Genomic DNA, 18,311 nt, shown 5'->3' with positions numbered 1-18,311 from the left:
ATGAGTTCCACCCCGCTGGGCAGCGCCCCGGCCGGCCCTGCAGCGGCCGCCGCGCAGGCGGTTCCTGCACGCGACCGCGGCCGGTGGGCGGCCTTGATCCAGTCGCAGGGCGCGCTGATGGCGCTGCTGCTCCTGCTGCTGTTCGGCGGGCTGCGCTACGACGAATTCCTGGGTGCCCAGAACCTGGCCTTCCTGCTGGCCAACACCGCCAAGTTCGGGCTGATCGCCATCGGCATGGCCTTCGTGATCATGTCCGGCGGCATCGACCTGTCGGTGGGCACCGTGGCCGTGCTGTCCAGCGTGGTGGCGGCCCTGCTGTCGCCGCACGGCTTGGCGCCGGCGCTGGCCGGCGGCGTCGCGACCGGGCTGGCCATGGGCCTGTTCAACGGCGTCGCGATCGCCAAGCTGCGGCTGATGCCCTTCATCGTCACCCTGTGCACCTTCATCGCCGCGCGCGGCCTGGCGCTGGTGGTCTCGGGCCGCGAAACGGTGTCCATCAGCTATGAAAGCGGCTTCGACCGGCTGGCGGACGGGCAGCTGCTGGGCATCCCGGCGCCGGTGCTGATCGCTGGCCTGGCTTTCCTGCTGGGCGCGCTGGTGCTGCGCTACACCCGCTTCGGCCGGTCGGTGCTGGCCGTGGGCGGCAACGAAGAGGCGGCACGGCTGATGGGCCTGCCGGTGGACCGGGTCAAGATGGCCGTCTACACGCTCTCGGGCGCGCTGGCCGGGCTGGCCGGCGTGATCCTGGCGGCCCAGACTTCGGGCTCGCCGACCGAAGGCGTGGGTTGGGAACTCATCGCCATCGCCGCCGTGGTGGTGGGCGGGACCCTGCTGACCGGCGGCCAGGGCTCCATCCTCAACACCCTGACCGGCGTCCTGCTGCTGGCCGTGATCCTCAACCTCATCAACTTCGAGAACGGCTACACCGACGGGCCGCACCTGCGCCTGGGCTCGTACTGGCAGACCATCGTGCGCGGCGCCTTCCTGCTGGCGGTGGTGGTGCTGCAGGCGCGGCTGGCGCAAGGGCGCAGGCCTCGCTGAGGAGTGGCCATGATCCCATCACCTCCTGCCACCCAGCCGAACAGCGCCGTCTACCCCTCGCTGCGGGGCCGCACCGTGCTGATCTCGGGCGGCGCCTCCGGCATCGGCGAAGCCTTCGTGCGCGCGTTTGCGGCCCAAGGCGCGCAGGTGGGCTTCCTGGACCTGGATGCGGCAGCAGGCGACCGCTTGGCGCAGGAGCTGGCATCCGGCGGCGCCCGGGTGGAGTTCCGGCAGGCAGATGTCACGGACACGGCCGCGCTGCGCAGCGCCATCGCCACCGTGCGGCAGCGGTTCGGTCCCATCGCGGTGCTGCTGAACAACGCGGCCAATGACCAGCGGCATGCCGTGGCCGAGGTCACGCCCGACTACTTCGACCGTTCCGTGGCCGTGAACCTGCGGCACCAGTTCTTTGCCGCGCAGGCCGTGGCTCCCGACATGGCCGCACTGGGCGGCGGCAGCATCATCAACCTGGGCTCCATCAGCTGGATGATCAAGGACCCCGGCTACCCGGTCTACCTGAGCTGCAAGGCGGCCATCCAGGGCCTGACCCGTTCGCTGGCCCGCGACCTGGGCAAGCGGAACATCCGCGTCAACTCGCTGGTGCCCGGCTGGGTGATGACCGAGCGCCAGGTGCGCCTGTGGCTCAAGCCGGAGAGCGAGGCGGAGATCGACGCCGCGCAGTGCCTGCCGGGCCGTTTGCTGCCGCAGCACATCGCCGCGATGGCGCTGTTCCTGGCGGCCGACGATTCGCGCATGTGCACCGCGCAGGACTTCGTGGTGGACGCGGGCTGGGCCTGAGGCCCCAGGAAAAAAGCCCCGCATCGCGGGGCTTGCTGGAATTCAAGGACGGGAGCTCAGGCTGCTGTCGGGGCCGGGTCTGCGCCCACGGGAGCGCCGCCCGAACCGCCGCCGGAGGACGGCGTGCGCGGCGTGAAGTCCTTGGGCGGGCGCGGCGGCTTGCCGGCCATGATGTCGTCGATCTGCTCGGCGTCGATGGTCTCCCACTCGAGCAGGGCCTTGGCCATGGCGTGCATCTTGTCCTTGTTGTCCTCGATGAGCTTGCGCGCCAGGGCGTACTGCTCGTCGATGATGCGGCGCACCTCCGAGTCGACCTTCTGCATGGTCTGCTCGCTCATGTTGGTGGTCTTGGTCACCGAGCGGCCCAGGAACACCTCGCCCTCGTTCTCGGCGTAGACCATGGGGCCCAGCGCGTCCGTCATGCCGTACTTCATGACCATGTCGCGCGCCAGGTTGGTGGCCCGCTCGAAGTCGTTGCTGGCGCCGGTGGTCATCTGGTTCATGAAGACCTCTTCCGCGATGCGGCCGCCGAACAGCATGCTGATCTGGTTGAGCATGTACTCGCGGTCGTAGCTGTAGCGGTCCTGGGCCGGCAAGCTCATGGTCACGCCCAGCGCGCGGCCGCGCGGGATGATCGTCACCTTGTGCACCGGGTCGCACTTGGGCAGCAGCTTGCCGATGATGGCGTGGCCGGACTCATGGTAGGCCGTGTTGCGGCGCTCTTCCTCGGGCATGACCATGCTCTTGCGCTCGGGGCCCATGAAGATCTTGTCCTTGGCCTTCTCGAAGTCCTGCATCTCGACCACGCGCGCGTTGCGGCGGGCGGCCATCAGCGCGGCCTCGTTGCACAGGTTGGCCAGGTCGGCACCGGACATGCCGGGCGTGCCGCGGGCGATGATGCTGGCGTTGACGTCGGTGCCGATCGGGATCTTGCGCATATGCACGTTCAGGATCTGCTCGCGGCCGCGGATGTCCGGCAGCTGCACGTAGACCTGGCGGTCGAAGCGCCCCGGGCGCAGCAGTGCGGCGTCCAGGATGTCCGGGCGGTTGGTGGCGGCCACCACGATCACGCCCAGGTTGGTCTCGAAGCCGTCCATCTCGACCAGCATCTGGTTGAGGGTCTGCTCGCGCTCGTCGTTGCCGCCGCCCAGGCCGGCACCGCGCTGGCGGCCCACCGCGTCGATCTCGTCGATGAAGATGATGCAGGGCGCGTTCTTCTTGGCGTTCTCGAACATGTCGCGCACCCGAGCCGCGCCCACGCCGACGAACATCTCGACGAAGTCGGAGCCGGAGATCGAGAAGAACGGGACCTTGGCCTCGCCGGCGATGCCCTTGGCCAGCAGCGTCTTGCCGGTGCCGGGAGGCCCGACCAGCAGCAGGCCGCGCGGGATGCGGCCGCCCAGCTTCTGGAACTTCTGCGGGTCCTTCAGGAAGTCGACGACCTCCTTGACCTCCTCCTTGGCCTCGTCGCAGCCGGCCACGTCGGCGAACGTGATCTGGTTGTTGTTCTCGTCCAGCATCCGCGCCTTGCTCTTGCCGAAGCTGAAGGCGCCGCCCTTGCCGCCGCCCTGCATCTGGCGCATGAAGTACACCCAGACGCCGATGAGCAGCAGCATGGGGCCCCAGCTGACGAGCAAAGTCATCAGCAGCGAACCCTCTTCGCGCGGCTTGACGTCGAACTTGACGCCGTTGTTGATGAGATCGCCCACGAGGCCACGGTCGAGGTAGGTGGCGGTCGTGCGGATCTTGCGGTCATCGGTGGTGACCGCCACGATCTCGGTGCCGCCCTGCCCCTCCTGGATCACGGCGTTCTTGATCTGCTTGTTGCGGACCTGCTCCAGGAACTCCGAGTAGCCGATCATGCTGGCGCCCGCCGCGCCGCGCGTGTCGAATTGCTTGAACACGGTGAAAAGCACGAGGGCGATGACCAGCCATACGGCGATCTTGGAAAACCACTGATTGTTCAACTCAGTCTCCGGAATAGGCACCTGGACGGTGCCCGGTCAAGTTGCGGCCCATTCTAGGGCTTTCAATGCGGGGCCCGATGTAAATTGGCTACAGCGCCTATAGGCGGTAGGGCCGAATCCGTGTAGCCCTGGACCACGTAGCCACGCCACGCCTCAACGCGGCGCCTTCGGCCCGATCCCGACCAGGAAGGTTTCCGACGATTTGTCGCGCGACGCCTTGGGTTTGAGAGGTTTCACGACACGAAAAGTTTCCTTGAACAGCTGCACCAGCTGGCTGTAGCCGCTGCCATGGAAGACCTTGGCCACCAGCGCGCCCTCGGGCTTGAGGTGGGCCGAGGCGAATTCCACCGCCAGCTCCACCAGGTGCGAGATGCGGGCGGCGTCGGCCGAGGCGACGCCCGAGAGGTTGGGGGCCATGTCGGACACCACCACGTCGGCCTTGCGCCCGGCCAGGACGGCCTGCAGGCGGGCCAGCACCTCGGGTTCGCGGAAGTCGCCCTGCAGGAAGGTGACGCCCTCGATGGCTTCCATGGGCAGCAGGTCCAGCGCGATGACGGTGCCGTCGAGCTGCCCGGCGGCCGCTCCCTGGGGCGACAGCCTGCGCCGCACGTACTGGCTCCAGGCGCCCGGCGCGCAGCCCAGGTCCACCACCAGGTGGCCGGGCCGGATCAGGCCCAGGGCCTCGTCGATCTCCTTGAGCTTGTAGGCGGCGCGGGCGCGGTAGCCCTCCTTGTGCGCCAGCTTGACATAGGGATCGTTGACATGGTCGTTCAGCCATGCCTTGTTCACCTTCTTGCTCTTGGTCTTGACCTTCATGTGTGTTCCCGCAAAACGATAATAGGCGCCATGCCCGCCCTCCAACTCACCATCGCCGAGCGCAAGGCGCACCGCGCCGACGCCCACCACCTCGACCCCGTGGTCATGATCGGCAACGACGGCCTCACGCCCGCCGTCAAGAAGGAAACCGATGCCGCGCTCAACGCGCACGGGCTGATCAAGATCCGCGTGCTCGGCGACGACCGGGCCCAGCGCGAAGCCATCTACCAGCAGCTGGCCGACGAGCTGTCGGCCGCGCCCATCCAGCACATCGGCAAGCTGCTGGTCCTGTGGCGCCCCCAACCGAAGAAGGAACGCGCCGAGGACGAGGACCGCATGCCCGGCCCGCGCGACTTCAAGGTGCTCAAGTACAGCAAGCGCGGCGGCCAGCGGCCGGAGGTGAAGACCCTGCGCGTGCTGGGCAACCAGCGCCTGACCGCCGGCGGCCAGGTCAAGCGGGCCAAGCCCAAGCAGAAGTCGGTCAAGAAGGGACGGCTGGGCTAGACGGCCGGTCCGACAGCTTCCACAGCACCACCAGGGCGCACAGCCACTGCAGCCCGTACATGGCGCTGCCCAGGGTGTGCCACAGCCGCAGGTTCTCCCGGGCGACGATGCGCGGCGCGACGGCGAATTCGGCCAGCACGGCCAGCAGCATCCCGGTCACCACGAACGCCAGCGCGCCGCGCGCCCAATCCATGCCGGCCGCGCCGTCCCTGGACCGCGAACTCACCAGCAACACCAGCCCGCAACCGATGCCGATCCAGCTCTGGGCGGTGAACAGCCGGGCGGCGGCCTGGCCGGCCAGGGCCGGCGTCGGCAGGCTGGCGAACAGCAGCGGCACGGCCACGAAGCCGATGGCCGTCAGGCTGCCCCACCACAGGGCGGCCGCCAGCTGGCCGAGACGGTCACGCCAGGCCACGCGGCTCAGCGGTACTTGACCGCGACGATGTCGTAGCGCTTGAGGCCGCCGGGCGCCTGCACCTCGGCCGTATCACCTTCCTCCTTGCCGATCAGCGCCCGCGCGATCGGGCTGGAGATGTTGATCAGGCCCTGCTTGAGGTCGGCCTCGTCCTCGCCCACGATCTGGTAGGTCACCTGGTCGCCGCTGTCCTCGTCCTCCAGCTCCACGGTCGCGCCGAACACCACCTTGCCGCCGGCATCCAGCGACTTGGGGTCGATGATCTGCGCCGCCGACAGCTTGCTCTCGATCTCCTGGATGCGGCCTTCGATGAAGCCCTGCCGGTCCTTGGCCGCGTCGTATTCGGCGTTCTCGGACAGGTCGCCCTGTGCGCGCGCCTCCGCGATCGCGTTGATCACCCAGGGGCGGTCCACGGTCTTGAGCCTGTGCAGCTCGGCCTTGAGCTTTTCGGCGCCGCGCGCGGTGACGGGGATGGTGGCCATGTCTCGTATTTCCTGGTTCCAAAAGCGAAACCGCCGGTTGTTGCCGACCGGCGGTGTCTGATGGGCCGATTATGCCGAAAGCAGCCGGCCGGCTCAGGCCGGCAGCTGCGCGTGCAGTTCCTGCACCGAGTACACGTCCAGGTTGTCCATGTACTTCATGCCCTCCACGGCCGCCTCGGCGCCGGCGATGGTGGTGAAGGTCGTCACGCGGGCCAGCAGCGACGAGGTGCGGATGGCGCGCGAGTCGGCGATCGCGTTGCGGCGCTCCTCCACGGTGTTGACCACCATGCAGATCTCGTTGTTCTTGATCATGTCCACCACGTGCGGGCGGCCCTCGGCCACCTTGTTCACGGTCTGGCAGGCGATGCCGGCGGCGCTGATGGCCGCGGCGGTCCCCTTGGTGGCCACGATCTCGAAGCCCATGGCGGCCAGCTCCTTGGCCACCGCGACGGTGCGCGGCTTGTCGCTGTTCTTCACGGTGAGGAACACCTTCTTCACCCGGTCCGTGGGGCGCGGCAGCTTGGTGCCGGCGCCCAGCTGGCTCTTGACGAAGGCCTCGCCGAAGGTCTTGCCCACGCCCATCACCTCGCCGGTGGACTTCATCTCGGGCCCCAGGATGGTGTCCACGCCGGGGAACTTGACGAAGGGGAACACGGCCTCCTTGACGCTGAAGTACGGTGGCGTGACCTCCCGGCGGATGCCCTGCGATTCCAGCGACTGGCCCACCATGCAGCGGGCCGCCACCTTGGCCAGCTGGATGCCGGTGGCCTTGCTGACGTAGGGCACGGTGCGCGAGGCACGGGGATTGACCTCCAGCACGAAGATCACGTCCTGGCCGCCCGACTCCTGGATGGCGAACTGCACGTTCATCAGGCCGACCACGTTCAGCGCCTTGGCCATCGCGGCGGTCTGGCGCTTGAGCTCGTCCACCGTCGCCTTGGACAGGGAGTAAGGGGGCAGCGAACAGGCCGAGTCGCCCGAATGCACGCCGGCCTGCTCGATGTGCTCCATCACGCCGCCGATGAAGGTGTCCTTGCCGTCGGAGATGCAGTCCACGTCGCACTCGATGGCGTCGTTGAGGAAGCGGTCCAGCAGCACCGGCGAGTCGTTCGACACCTTCACGGCCTCGCGCATGTAGCGCTCCAGGTCGCGCTGCTCGTGGACGATCTCCATGGCACGGCCGCCCAGCACGTAGCTGGGCCGCACCACCAGCGGGTAGCCCAGCGCGGCCGCCTTCTCCAGCGCCTGCGCCTCGGTGCGAGCCGTGGCGTTGGGCGGCTGGCGTAGGCCCAGCTGGTGCAGCAGCTTCTGGAAGCGCTCGCGGTCCTCGGCCGCGTCGATCATGTCCGGGCTGGTGCCGATGATGGGCACACCCTCGGCCTCCAGGCCCAGCGCCAGCTTCAGCGGCGTCTGGCCGCCGTACTGCACGATCACGCCGGTGGGCTTTTCCTTGTCCACGATCTCCAGCACGTCCTCCAGCGTCAGCGGCTCGAAGTACAGCCGGTCGGAGGTGTCGTAATCGGTGGACACCGTCTCCGGGTTGCAGTTGACCATGATGGTCTCGTAGCCGTCCTCGCGCAGGGCGAGGGCCGCGTGGACGCAGCAGTAGTCGAACTCGATGCCCTGGCCGATGCGGTTGGGCCCGCCGCCCAGCACCATGATCTTCTTGCGGCTGGTCGGCTCGGCCTCGCACTCGTCCTCGTAGGTCGAGTACATGTAGGCGGTGTTGGTGGCGAACTCGGCGGCGCAGGTGTCCACGCGCTTGTAGACCGGTCGCACGTTCAGCTTCTTGCGCTGCTCGCGCACCGCCTTGTCGGTGGTCTTGAGCAGCTTGGCCAGGCGCCGGTCGGAAAAACCCTTGCGCTTGAGCAGCCGCAGGGTGGCGGCATCCAGCGAGGCCAGGGCTTTCCCGCCCTTGTCCGCGGTGATCTGGTCCAGCTCCAGCTCGATCTTCACGATCTCCTCGATCTGCACCAGGAACCACTTGTCGATCCTGGTGAGCTCGTACACCTCGTCCACCGACAGGCCCATGGCGAACGCATCGCCCACGTACCAGATGCGCTCGGGGCCGGGCTCGCCCAGCTCCTTTTCCAGCACCTCGCGGTCCTGGGTCTTCTCGTTCATGCCGTCGACGCCCACCTCCAGGCCGCGCAGCGCCTTCTGGAACGACTCCTGGAAGGTGCGGCCCATGGCCATGACCTCGCCCACCGATTTCATCTGCGTGGTCAGGCGCGAGTCGGCCTGCGGGAACTTCTCGAACGCGAAACGCGGGATCTTGGTGACCACGTAGTCGATGCTGGGCTCGAAGCTGGCGGGCGTGGCGCCACCGGTGATCTCGTTGCGCAGCTCGTCCAGCGTGTAGCCGACCGCCAGCTTGGCGGCGACCTTGGCGATGGGGAAGCCCGTCGCCTTGGACGCCAGTGCCGAGGAGCGCGAGACGCGCGGGTTCATCTCGATCACCACCATCCGGCCGTCCTGGGGGTTGATCGAGAACTGCACGTTGGAGCCGCCGGTGTCCACGCCGATCTCGCGCAGCACCGCCAGGGAGGCGTTGCGCATGATCTGGTACTCCTTGTCGGTCAGCGTCTGGGCTGGCGCGACGGTGATGGAGTCTCCGGTGTGCACGCCCATGGGGTCGAGGTTCTCGATGGAGCAGACGATGATGCAGTTGTCCGCCCTATCGCGCACCACCTCCATCTCGAACTCCTTCCACCCGAGCAGCGATTCCTCGATCAGCAGCTCGTTGGTCGGCGACGCTTCCAGGCCGCGCTTGCAGATGACCTCGAACTCCTCGGCGTTGTAGGCGATGCCGCCGCCGGTGCCGCCCAGCGTGAAGCTGGGGCGGATGACGGTGGGGAAGCCCACGCTCTTCTGCACTGCCCAGGCCTCGTCCATGGAGTGGGCGATCCCCGACCGCGCCGAGCCCAGGCCGATCCTGGTCATGGCCTCCTTGAACTTCTGCCGGTCCTCGGCCTTGTCGATGGCTTGCGGCGTCGCGCCGATCAGCTCGACCCCGTGCCTGTTCAGCACGCCGTGGCGCCACAGGTCCAGCGCGCAGTTCAGCGCGGTCTGGCCGCCCATGGTGGGCAGGATGGCGTCGGGCTTTTCCTTGGCGATGATCTTCTCGACCGTCTGCCAGGTGATGGGCTCGATGTAGGTGACGTCCGCCGTGGCGGGGTCGGTCATGATCGTCGCCGGGTTGCTGTTGATCAGGATGACCTTGTAGCCCTCCTCGCGCAGCGCCTTGCAGGCCTGCACGCCGGAGTAGTCGAATTCGCAGGCCTGGCCGATGACGATGGGGCCGGCGCCGATGATGAGGATGCTCTTGATGTCTGTGCGCTTGGGCATGTTTACTTCTTCTTCTCGTCCATCAGGCCGGTGAACTTGTCGAACAGGTAGCCGATGTCGTGCGGGCCCGGCGAGGCCTCCGGGTGGCCCTGGAAGCAGAACGCGGGCTTGTCGGTGCGGGCCAGGCCCTGCAGCGTTCCGTCGAACAGCGACACGTGGGTGGGCCGCAGGTTGGCCGGCAGCGTCTTCTCGTCCACCGCGAAGCCGTGGTTCTGGCTGGTGATCGAGACCCGGCCGTTCTCCAGGTCCTTGACCGGGTGGTTCGCGCCGTGGTGGCCGAACTTCATCTTGTAGGTGCTGGCACCCGAAGCCAGCGCCAGGATCTGGTGGCCCAGGCAGATGCCGAAGGTGGGGTAGCCCTCCTCCACCAGCTCGCGCGTGGCCTCGATCGCGTACTCGCAGGGCTGCGGGTCGCCGGGGCCGTTGGACAGGAACACGCCGTCGGGCTTGAGCTTCCTCACCTCGGCGGCGGGCGTCCTGGCCGGCACCACCGTGACCTTGCAGCCGCGCTCGGCCAGCATGCGCAGGATGTTCTTTTTGACGCCGTAGTCGAAGGCGACCACGTGGTAGCGCGGCGTCTCCAGCTTGCCGTAGCCGCTGCCCAGCTCCCACTCGGTCTGCGTCCAGTCGTAGGGCTGGCCGACGGACACGTCCTTGGCCAGGTCCTGGCCGGTCATGGCGGGCGCCTTGCGCGCCTGCGCCACGGCCTGGTCGACCAGGGCCGGCGTCACCTCCTGGCCCGGCTGCAGCGCCAGGATGCAGCCGTTCTGCGCGCCCTGGGTGCGCAGCAGGCGCGTGAGCTTGCGCGTGTCGATGTCGGCGATGCCCACCGTGTTCTCGCGCTGCAGGTACTGCGAGAGCGTGAGGCTGGTGCGGAAGTTGGACGCGACCAGCGGCAGGTCGCGGATGATGAGGCCGGCGGCGTGGACCTTGCTGGCTTCGACGTCCTCCTCGTTGACCCCGTAGTTGCCGATGTGCGGATACGTCAGCGTGACGATCTGCCGGCAGTAGCTGGGGTCGGTGAGGATTTCCTGGTAGCCGGTGATGGCCGTGTTGAACACGACCTCGCCGCTGGTGGAGCCGGCGGCTCCGATCGAGGTGCCAAGAAAGACCGTGCCGTCGGCGAGCGCCAGGATGGCGGGGGGAAGGGCTCGCTGCTGGGACAAAAGCACTGGGTTCTCCGTGAGATGCGGGTACGCCCAAACGCGGCCGAAAGCGGTCGCTTCCGGTGTTGCTTTTGTTCAGGGGAGGGGCTTGGCTGCGCTAGGGCGTACGGATTGCGGGAAAGCCCCCGATTATAGCTTGGGGCCTGCCTCGCGTCGCATGGCGCTGAGGTGCAGGCAGATGGCCGCAGCCGCCGCCACGTTGAGCGACTCCTCGCCGCCCGGCTGGCCTATGCGCACGGCCCGGGCCGCCCGCCGTGCCAGCTCGGCACTCACGCCCTGCCCTTCGTGCCCGAAGGCCCAGGCACAGGGCCAGGGCAGCGGCTGCGACCCCAGCAGTTCCCCTTGGTGCGAGCTGGTGGTCAGCAGGGGCACGGCCAGGGCATCCAGGGCCGCAGCCTCCAGCGACTCCATCAGCCGCAGCCCGAAATGCGCGCCCATGCCGGCGCGCAACACCTTGGGCGACCACAGGGCGGCCGTGCCCTTGAGCGCCAGCACCTGGCGAAAACCGAAGGCCGCGGCGCTGCGCAGGACCGAGCCCACGTTGCCGGCATCCTGCAACCGATCCAGGACCAGGGTGGGCGCCTGCGGCTCCAAATCCGGAACCGGCGGCAGCGTCAGCACCAGGCCCATGCGTGCCGGCGATTCCAGCGTGCTCAAGCCGTCGAACAGGGCGTCGGCGACCACCACCGACTTCGGCGCCGCCCGCCCCCACTCCGCCTGGGCCTGCGGCCATTCCGATTCCGGGAAAACGGCCAGCTCCGCGCGGCCGCCCCGGGCCAGCAGGGCCCGTGCCAGGTGGTCGCCCTCCAGCCAGATGCGGCCCTGCTTGCGGTAGGCCGTGCTGTCCTGCGCCAGGCGGCGCAGTTCCTTGAGCAGCGCGTTGTCGCGCGAGCGGATGAGGACGGGCGCGCCGCCGGGTTCGTTCACGGGACGGTGATGCCGGCGGCCGCGCCGCCTTCCACCGTCAGCGTGGCAGCCACCGGGCTGAAGAAGCGGCGGTGGTGCCGGCAGGCACCATGGGCCTTGAGGGCCTGCAGGTGCTCCGGCGTGCCGTAGCCCTTGTGCGCGGCGAAGTTGTACTGCGGGAATTCCTGGTGCAGCGTCTCGCACAGGCGGTCCCGGTGCACCTTGGCCAGGATGGACGCGGCCGAGATCGCCTTGACCTTGGCGTCGCCGCCCACCACCGCTTCGGCCAGCACGTCCAGCCGGGGCAGCCGGTTGCCGTCGACCAGCACCTTGGCGGGCCGCAGGCGCAGGCCCTCCACCGCGCGCCGCATCGCCAGCATGGTGGCATGGAAGATGTTGAGCGTGTCGATCTCCTGCACGCTGGCCTCGGCCACCGAGCAGCACAGGGCCTTCTCGCGGATCTGGTCGTACAGGCGTTCGCGCTGCAGCGGCGTCAGCACCTTGGAGTCGGCCAGGCCGCGGATTCGCCTGGCATCGTCGAGGATGACGGCCGCCGCCACCACCGGCCCGGCCAGCGGGCCGCGCCCCGCCTCGTCCACGCCGGCCATCAGGCCTATCGGATCCCAGGCCAGCGGCGCTTGCTCAGGCGGTTTGCAGGACTTTCTCGATCGCATCGGTGGCGAGTTGGGCGGTATCGCGCTGCAGCCGGTCGTGCAGCGCGCTGAATTTCTCGTGGACGGCCGCCATTCTGTCAGGACGCGCTAGCCATTCCAAGACCGCCCCTGCCAGCCGCTCGGGTGTCGCGTCGTGCTGCAGCAACTCGGGCACGGCGGATTCACGCAGCAGGATGTTGGGCAGCCCCACCCAGGGCTGCAGCGCCTGCCGCTTCATGATCTCGAAGCTCAGGCGGTTCATGCGGTAGGCGATCACCATGGGCCGCTTGAACAGCGCCGCCTCCAGCGTGGCGGTGCCGCTGGCGATCAGGGTCAGGTCGCAGGCCTCCAGCGCCTCGTGCGACCGGCCTTCGACGATCTGCAGGCCCGCCCCAAGGCCGGCCGCTGCGGCGGCGGCCCTCACGGCCGCGGTCTGCGAAGGCACCGTGGGCACCACCAGCCGGATCCCGCGCCGCTCGGCCTGGACGCGGGCCGCCGCCTGGAAGAACGCCGGGGCCAGGTACCTCACCTCGGAGGCACGGCTGCCCGGCAGGATGGCCAGCACCTCGCCCTCCTGCGGCAAACCCAAAGCTCGCCGGGCCGCCGCACGGTCGGGCTGCCGGGGGATGACGTCGGCCAGCGGATGGCCGACGTAGGTGGCGGCGATGCCGTGCCGCGCCAGCAGTTCGGGCTCGAACGGGAAGATGCACAGCACGTGGTCGCAGCTGTGGTGGATCTTCTCCACGCGGCCGGCGCGCCAGGCCCAGATCGAGGGGCAGACGAACTGCACCGTGCGCACGCCCGCCGGCCGCAGCGCGGCCTCCAGGTCCAGGTTGAAGTCGGGCGCGTCCACGCCGATGAACAGCGGCGGCCGGTCGGCCAGCAGCCGGTCCCGCAGCTGCCGGCGGATGCCCACGATCTCGCGGTAGTGGCGCAGCACCTCGACATAGCCGCGCACGGCCAGCTTCTCGTAGGGCCACAGCGCCCGGAAACCATGGCCGGCCATCTGCGGCCCGCCGATCCCGTAGGCCTGCAGGTCGGGCCAGCGCGCGGTCAGCCCGTCCAGCAGCCGCCCGGCAAGCAGGTCGCCAGACACCTCGCCGGCGACCATGGCCACACGCAGAGCTCCCACGCCCTCACCTTTGTCAGCGCACGATGCCGCGCTGGGGCGAGACCCGCCCCAGGAACTCCAGCATGAGCTGCACGTCGGGCTGCGCCTCCGGCGTGGCGGCAGCCAGCGCGGCGATGCGCGCCTGCGCCTGCTCCAGCGTTAGGCCGTCGCGGTACAGCGCCTTGTGCATGGCCTTGACCGCAGAGACGCGCGCCGGCGAGAAGCCGCGCCGGCGCAGGCCCTCGAAGTTCATGGAGCGCGCCTGGGCCGGCTGGCCCTGGCTCATGACGAAGGGCGGCTGGTCGGCGAACAGCAGCGAGCACATGGCCGTCATGCCGTGCGCCCCGATGCGCACGAACTGGTGCGCTACCGTGAAGCCGCCCAGGATCACCCAGTCGCCCACCTCCACGTGGCCGGCCAGCTGGGAATTGTTGGCGAAGATGGTGTGGTCGCCGACGATGCAGTCGTGCGCCAGGTGCACATAGGCCATCAACCAGTTGTCGTTGCCCACGCGGGTGACGCCGCCGCCGCCGGGCGAGCCGATGTTGAAGGTGCAGAACTCGCGGATGGTGTTGCGGTCGCCGATCACCAGCTCGCAGGGCTCGCCCGCGTACTTCTTGTCCTGCGGGATCGCGCCCAGCGAGGCGAACTGGAAGATGCGGTTGTCGCGTCCGATGGTGGTGTGGCCCTCGATCACGCAGTGCGGCCCCACGGTGGTGCCGGCGCCTATGGTCACGTTCGGCCCCACCACCGTGTAGGGACCGATGGCGACGGAAGGGTCGATCCTTGCGGCCGGATCGACGAGGGCCGTGGGATGGATCAGGTCGGCCATCGGGGCGTCACTCGTCGATGCGGCGCATGGTGCACATGAGCTCGGCCTCGCAGGCCAGCTCCTCGCCCACGCGGGTGCAGCCCTTGAACCGGAAGATGCCGGCCTTCTGCCGCTCCAGCGTCACGTCCATCAGCATCTGGTCGCCCGGCTCCACCGGCCGCTTGAAGCGCGCCGCGTCGATGCCGGCGAAGTAGTACACCGTCTTGTCGTCCGGCGTGGTGCCCTGCGTCGCGAACGACAGCAGCGCGGCGGCCTGCGCCATCGCCTCCAGGATCAGCACGCCGGGCATCACCGGGCGGTGCGGGAAGTGGCCGATGAAGAACGGCTCGTTGATCGTGACGTTCTTGATCGCCTGGATGCTCTTGCCCTTCTCCATGGCCGTGACCCGGTCCACCAGCAGGAACGGGTAGCGATGCGGCAGGTTCTTCAGGATCTGGTGGATGTCCATCATGGCTGGGTGGTCGCCGGTGGCTGTCATTTCTTTTCGAGTGCCTTCACGCGCTCGCGCAGGGCGTACAGCTGCTTGAGCGTGGCTGCGTTCTTTTCCCAGGCGGCATTGTCATCGATGGGGAAGAAGCCGGTGTACTGCCCCGGCTTGTGGATGGAACGGGTGACATAGGAGCCGGCCGAGATGTGCACGCGGTCGGCCACGGTCAGGTGCCCCAGGATGCCGGCGCGGCCGCCGATGGTGCAGTAGGCACCGATGTTGGCGCTGCCCGCCACCGCGGCGCAGCCGGCCATGGCGGTGTGCCGGCCGATGCGCACGTTGTGGCCGATCTGGATCAGGTTGTCGAGCTTGACGCCGTCCTCGATGAGGGTGTCGGCCAGCGCACCGCGGTCGATGCAGGTGTTGGCCCCGACCTCGACGTCGTTGCCGATGCGCACCGCGCCCAGCTGCTCGATCTTCTCCCACTCCCCCTGGCGCGGGGCGAAGCCGAAGCCGTCGGCACCGATCACCGCCCCCGGATGGAACACGCAGCGCTCGCCGACGACGCAGTTCTCGCCGATGAAGACGCGCGCCTTGAGCTCGGTCCCGGCGCCGATGCGCGCGCCGCGCTCGACCACGCACAGTGCGCCGATGCGGGCCGTGGGATCGACCCAGGCCTCGTCATGGACCACGGCGCTGGGGTGGATGCGCGGCCCGGGGGGCGGCGCCGTGCGCTCCTTCCACAGCCGGGTGACGCGGGCGAAGTACAGATACGGGTCGTCGGTGACGATGGCGGCCCCGCGCGCCAGCGCCTCGTCCCGCACGCCGGGCGCGACGATCACGCATCCGGCCCTGGAGACGGACAGCTGCGCACGGTAACGGGGATTGCTGAGGAAGCTCAGCTGCCGCGAGGTGGCCGTTTCCAGCGGGGCCAGTCCCTCCACGGCCTGCCCGGCGTCGCCGTGGAGCTCGCCGCCCAGCGCGTCAACGATCTCGCCCAGGCGCAACCGCTCGGACTGCTGCACGCCTCACCGGCTCGCGTTGAGCGCCTTGATCACCTTGTCGGTGATGTCGTGCTTGGGGTTGATGTACACCGCTTCCTGCAGGATCAGGTCGTATCTTTCCTGTTCGGCCACCTGGCGCACCACGCGGTTGGCGCGCTCGAGCACCTGCTGCAGTTCCTCGTTCTTGCGGGCGTTCAGGTCTTCCTGGAACTCGCGTCGCTTGCGCTGGAAGTCGCGGTCCTGCTCGATCAGCTGCCGCTGGCGCTGGCCGCGCTGGCTTTCAGACAGGGTGGGCGCCTCGCGCTCGAAGCGCTCCGACCCGGCCTTCAGGGAGCTGCCCAATTCCGCCAGTTCCTTCTCGCGCCGGGAGAATTCCTGCTCCAGCTTGCTCTGCGCCGCCTTGGCGGTGCTGGCCTCCCGGAAGATGCGGTCGGTGTTGACGAAGCCGACACGGAACTCCTGCGCCAGAGCGGGCGCCGACATGGCGGCAAGGCCCAGGAGCATGACGCAGGCTTGGCGGCTCAGGTACTTCATTAGAACGATGTTCCGATCTGGAATTGGAATCTCTGGATTCTATCCCCAGGGAATTTGCGCACCGGGTTGGCGACGGCGATGCGCAGCGGCCCGATCGGCGAGATCCAGGACAGGCCGATGCCGGCGGAGGTGCGCAGGTCGGCAGCGCGGACCTTCTCGCTCTCGCCGAAGGCATTGCCCACGTCGAAGAAGCCGAACAGCCGCAGCGTGCGGTCGTTGCCGGCGCCCGGGAAGGGCGTGATGAGCTCGGCGTTGAGCGTGATCTTGCGCGCCCCGCCGATGGAGGCGCCGGTCACGTCGCGCGGACCCAAGGTGCCCTGCTCGAAGCCGCGCACCGAACCCAGGCCGCCGGAATAGAAGTTCTTGAACACCGGGAAAGGCTGGTCCTGCAGGCCCTTGCCCCAGCCCAGTTCGCCGTTGAAGGCGAGGGTGTACTGCTTGTTCAGCGGGATGTACTGCTGGTACTGGTAGTTGGAGCGGACGTAGCGCGCGTCCCCGATCAGGCCCAGCTCGCCGCCGAAACGCTGCAGGCGGCCGGCGTTGGGCGCAATGGCACTGTCGCGGTCGTCGCGCGACCAGCCCACCGTCAGCGGCAGGTTGGTGCTGGTGTAGCCGAAGCGGCTGCCGTAGGCCAGGTAGGCCGCCGGGATGTTGGTGCCGGGCCGGATCTCGGTGCGCTCCAGGCTGCCGCCGAAGAACACCGTGTCGACCTCGCTGAAAGGCACGCCGAAACGCAGGCCGCCGCCCGAGGTGATGAGCTCGTAGTTGCCGCCCTGGTCCTCGTAGGGCTTGGAGCGGCGGTGGTACAGGTCGATGGTGCGCGAGATGCCGTCGGTGGTGAAGTACGGATCCACGGTGTTGAACACGATGGTCTGGTTGTACTTGCTGGTGTTGACCTCGATGCCCAGGTAGTTGCCCGAGCCGAAGGCGTTCTCCTGCTTGACGGCAAAGCCCAGGCCCAGCCGGTCGGCGCTGGAGAAGCCGGCCGACAGCTGCAGGCTGCCGGTGGGTTTCTCCACCACGTTGAGGTTGATGTCCACCTGGTCGGGCGAACCCGGCACCTCGGCGGTCTCGACCGTGACCTCGCGGAAGAAGCCCAGGCGGTCCACGCGGTCGCGCGACATGCGGATGCGGTCGGCGTCGTACCAGCTGGACTCGAACTGGCGGAACTCGCGCCGGATCACCTCGTCGCGCGTGCGGTTGTTGCCCGAGATGTTGACGCGGCGCACGTAGGCGCGGCGCGCCGGGTCCGCCACGATGACGAAGGCCACGCGGTTGCTGACGCGGTCCACCTCCGGGCGCGCCTCGACGTTGGCGAAGGCGTAGCCGAAATTGCCGAAGTAGTCGGTGAAGGCCTTGGTGGTCTCGGCCACCTGGTCGGCGTTGTACGGCTCGCCGGGCCTGATGGTCACCAGCGACTTGAACTCGTCATCGCGGCCCAGGTAGTTGCCCTCGAGCTTGACGCCCGTGACCACGTAGCGCTCGCCCTCGGTGACGTTCACCGTGATGGTGATGTCCTGCTTGTCGGGCGAGATCGCGACCTGGGTGCTGTCGATGCGGAACTCCAGGAAACCGCGCTGCAGGTAGTACGAGCGTAGCGCCTCCAGGTCGGCGTTGAGCTTGACGCGCGAGTAGCGGTCGGACTTGGTGTACCAGCTCAGGAAGCCGCCGGTGTCCAGGTCGAACAGGCCCTTGAGCGTGCCCTCGCTGAACGACTTGTTGCCCACGATGCGGATGTCGCCGATGCGCGCCGGCTCGCCCTCGGTGACGGTGAAGGTCAGGTTGACGCGGTTGCGCTCGATCGGCGTCACCGTGGTCACCACCTCGGCGCCGTACAGGCTGCGGTTGATGTACTGCCGCTTGAGCTCCTGCTCCGCGCGGTCGGCCAGCGCCTGGTCGTAGGGCCGGCCCTCGGTCAGGCCGATCTCGCGCAGGGCCTTGCGCAGCGTGTCCTTGTCGAATTCGCGCGTGCCCACGAAGTCCACGTCGGCGACGGTGGGGCGCTCCTCGACGATGACCACCAGCACGTTGCCCGAAACCTCCAGCCGCACGTCCTTGAACAGGCCCAGGCCGAACAGCGAGCGGATGGCGGCCGCGCCCTTCTCGTCGTTGTACTCGTCGCCCACGCGGAACGGCAGCGATGCGAACACGGTGCCCGGCTCCACCCGCTGCAGGCCTTCGACGCGGATGTCGCGCACCGTGAACGGATCGACGGCCCAGGCGTGGGCGGCGAAAGCCATCGCGATCACGCCCGCGACGCCACGTGCGCGAAAGCGCTTGAAGTGTTTTTTCATGGATTCAGGTGGG

Annotated in this window: 17 protein-coding genes; 3 read left to right on the top strand and 14 right to left on the bottom strand. The window is 68.6% G+C overall.

Annotated elements, in window-relative coordinates; all coding sequences use genetic code 11:
• Together RTA_RS09060 and RTA_RS09055 are read left to right on the top strand one after the other, a co-directional pair.
• Entirely contained in the window at positions 1 to 1,041 is a 1,041-nt protein-coding gene (locus RTA_RS09060) for an ABC transporter permease (protein WP_013901088.1), read from the top strand.
• A 9-nt stretch (positions 1,042 to 1,050) separates the two neighbouring features.
• Positions 1,051 to 1,839 (top strand): SDR family NAD(P)-dependent oxidoreductase, encoded by a 789-nt coding sequence (locus RTA_RS09055; protein ID WP_013901087.1) that lies wholly within the window; start codon positions 1,051 to 1,053, stop codon positions 1,837 to 1,839.
• A 56-nt stretch (positions 1,840 to 1,895) separates the two neighbouring features.
• Here RTA_RS09055 and ftsH read toward each other — a convergent pair whose 3' ends face one another.
• Both ftsH and RTA_RS09045 read right to left on the bottom strand, forming a co-directional pair.
• Positions 1,896 to 3,806 (bottom strand): ATP-dependent zinc metalloprotease FtsH, encoded by a 1,911-nt coding sequence (gene ftsH / locus RTA_RS09050; RefSeq protein ID WP_013901086.1) that lies wholly within the window; start codon positions 3,804 to 3,806, stop codon positions 1,896 to 1,898.
• 153 nt (positions 3,807 to 3,959) lie between these two features.
• Positions 3,960 to 4,622, bottom strand: coding sequence for an RlmE family RNA methyltransferase (locus tag RTA_RS09045; RefSeq protein ID WP_013901085.1), 663 nt, complete (start codon positions 4,620 to 4,622; stop codon positions 3,960 to 3,962).
• 30 nt (positions 4,623 to 4,652) lie between these two features.
• Between RTA_RS09045 and RTA_RS09040 the strand changes: the two genes are divergently transcribed.
• Positions 4,653 to 5,126, top strand: coding sequence for a YhbY family RNA-binding protein (locus RTA_RS09040; protein WP_013901084.1), 474 nt, complete (start codon positions 4,653 to 4,655; stop codon positions 5,124 to 5,126).
• Here the strand turns inward: RTA_RS09040 and RTA_RS09035 are convergent.
• The 12 genes from RTA_RS09035 to bamA form a co-directional block, all read right to left on the bottom strand.
• Positions 5,104 to 5,541, bottom strand: a complete 438-nt coding sequence (locus RTA_RS09035; RefSeq protein WP_143762940.1) for a DUF4149 domain-containing protein — start codon at positions 5,539 to 5,541, stop codon at positions 5,104 to 5,106. The genes RTA_RS09040 and RTA_RS09035 overlap by 23 nt on opposite strands.
• Before the next feature lie 5 nt (positions 5,542 to 5,546).
• Positions 5,547 to 6,023: a transcription elongation factor GreA gene (gene greA / locus RTA_RS09030; protein ID WP_013901083.1), complete on the bottom strand. Its 477-nt coding sequence runs from the start codon at positions 6,021 to 6,023 to the stop codon at positions 5,547 to 5,549.
• Between the two features lie 93 nt (positions 6,024 to 6,116).
• On the bottom strand, positions 6,117 to 9,371 hold the full coding sequence (gene carB, locus RTA_RS09025; protein ID WP_013901082.1) for a carbamoyl-phosphate synthase large subunit: 3,255 nt from the start codon (positions 9,369 to 9,371) through the stop codon (positions 6,117 to 6,119).
• A gap of 2 nt (positions 9,372 to 9,373) precedes the next feature.
• Positions 9,374 to 10,543: a glutamine-hydrolyzing carbamoyl-phosphate synthase small subunit gene (gene carA, locus RTA_RS09020; protein WP_041675236.1), complete on the bottom strand. Its 1,170-nt coding sequence runs from the start codon at positions 10,541 to 10,543 to the stop codon at positions 9,374 to 9,376.
• Between the two features lie 123 nt (positions 10,544 to 10,666).
• The gene (locus RTA_RS09015) at positions 10,667 to 11,464 is read right to left on the bottom strand and encodes a TrmH family RNA methyltransferase (protein WP_013901080.1); all 798 of its coding nucleotides are present in this window, start codon (positions 11,462 to 11,464) and stop codon (positions 10,667 to 10,669) included.
• Positions 11,461 to 12,117 (bottom strand): ribonuclease HII, encoded by a 657-nt coding sequence (gene rnhB / locus RTA_RS09010; RefSeq protein ID WP_049871260.1) that lies wholly within the window; start codon positions 12,115 to 12,117, stop codon positions 11,461 to 11,463. Before rnhB ends, RTA_RS09015 begins: the two co-directional genes overlap by 4 nt.
• On the bottom strand, positions 12,086 to 13,207 hold the full coding sequence (lpxB, locus tag RTA_RS09005; RefSeq protein ID WP_041675234.1) for a lipid-A-disaccharide synthase: 1,122 nt from the start codon (positions 13,205 to 13,207) through the stop codon (positions 12,086 to 12,088). Before lpxB ends, rnhB begins: the two co-directional genes overlap by 32 nt.
• A 34-nt stretch (positions 13,208 to 13,241) precedes the next feature.
• Positions 13,242 to 14,039 (bottom strand): acyl-ACP--UDP-N-acetylglucosamine O-acyltransferase, encoded by a 798-nt coding sequence (lpxA, locus tag RTA_RS09000; protein ID WP_013901077.1) that lies wholly within the window; start codon positions 14,037 to 14,039, stop codon positions 13,242 to 13,244.
• A 7-nt stretch (positions 14,040 to 14,046) separates the two neighbouring features.
• Entirely contained in the window at positions 14,047 to 14,490 is a 444-nt protein-coding gene (gene fabZ / locus RTA_RS08995; protein WP_041675232.1) for a 3-hydroxyacyl-ACP dehydratase FabZ, read from the bottom strand.
• 23 nt (positions 14,491 to 14,513) lie between these two features.
• Positions 14,514 to 15,491 carry a UDP-3-O-(3-hydroxymyristoyl)glucosamine N-acyltransferase gene (gene lpxD, locus RTA_RS08990; protein ID WP_013901075.1) on the bottom strand — a complete coding sequence of 326 codons (978 nt, stop codon included), beginning with the start codon at positions 15,489 to 15,491 and terminating at the stop codon, positions 14,514 to 14,516.
• A gap of 3 nt (positions 15,492 to 15,494) precedes the next feature.
• Positions 15,495 to 16,004, bottom strand: coding sequence for an OmpH/Skp family outer membrane protein (locus tag RTA_RS08985; RefSeq protein ID WP_013901074.1), 510 nt, complete (start codon positions 16,002 to 16,004; stop codon positions 15,495 to 15,497).
• A complete protein-coding gene (gene bamA, locus RTA_RS08980; protein ID WP_013901073.1) occupies positions 16,004 to 18,298 on the bottom strand; it encodes an outer membrane protein assembly factor BamA in 2,295 nt (764 codons plus the stop codon). The genes RTA_RS08985 and bamA overlap by 1 nt, the downstream gene beginning before the upstream one ends.
• Positions 18,299 to 18,311: the final 13 nt, after the last annotated feature.

The sequence above is a fragment of the Ramlibacter tataouinensis TTB310 genome (assembly GCF_000215705.1).
Taxonomy (GTDB): domain Bacteria; phylum Pseudomonadota; class Gammaproteobacteria; order Burkholderiales; family Burkholderiaceae_C; genus Ramlibacter; species Ramlibacter tataouinensis.
Note: the sequence above shows the minus strand (reverse complement) of the source record. Positions and strands in the feature narration are given on the sequence as shown.

What these genes read in the sequence shown, in the direction of transcription:
- RTA_RS08985 (WP_013901074.1), bottom strand. Translation starts at nt 16,004, where the DNA reads ATGAAGTACCTGAGCCGCCAAGCCTGCGTCATGCTCCTGGGCCTTGCC.
- carB (WP_013901082.1), bottom strand. Translation starts at nt 9,371, where the DNA reads ATGCCCAAGCGCACAGACATCAAGAGCATCCTCATCATCGGCGCCGGC.
- RTA_RS09045 (WP_013901085.1), bottom strand. Translation starts at nt 4,622, where the DNA reads ATGAAGGTCAAGACCAAGAGCAAGAAGGTGAACAAGGCATGGCTGAAC.
- greA (WP_013901083.1), bottom strand. Translation starts at nt 6,023, where the DNA reads ATGGCCACCATCCCCGTCACCGCGCGCGGCGCCGAAAAGCTCAAGGCC.
- rnhB (WP_049871260.1), bottom strand. Translation starts at nt 12,117, where the DNA reads ATGCGATCGAGAAAGTCCTGCAAACCGCCTGAGCAAGCGCCGCTGGCC.
- fabZ (WP_041675232.1), bottom strand. Translation starts at nt 14,490, where the DNA reads ATGATGGACATCCACCAGATCCTGAAGAACCTGCCGCATCGCTACCCG.
- lpxA (WP_013901077.1), bottom strand. Translation starts at nt 14,039, where the DNA reads ATGGCCGACCTGATCCATCCCACGGCCCTCGTCGATCCGGCCGCAAGG.
- RTA_RS09040 (WP_013901084.1), top strand. Translation starts at nt 4,653, where the DNA reads ATGCCCGCCCTCCAACTCACCATCGCCGAGCGCAAGGCGCACCGCGCC.
- bamA (WP_013901073.1), bottom strand. Translation starts at nt 18,298, where the DNA reads ATGAAAAAACACTTCAAGCGCTTTCGCGCACGTGGCGTCGCGGGCGTG.
- RTA_RS09055 (WP_013901087.1), top strand. Translation starts at nt 1,051, where the DNA reads ATGATCCCATCACCTCCTGCCACCCAGCCGAACAGCGCCGTCTACCCC.
- RTA_RS09060 (WP_013901088.1), top strand. Translation starts at nt 1, where the DNA reads ATGAGTTCCACCCCGCTGGGCAGCGCCCCGGCCGGCCCTGCAGCGGCC.
- lpxB (WP_041675234.1), bottom strand. Translation starts at nt 13,207, where the DNA reads ATGGTCGCCGGCGAGGTGTCTGGCGACCTGCTTGCCGGGCGGCTGCTG.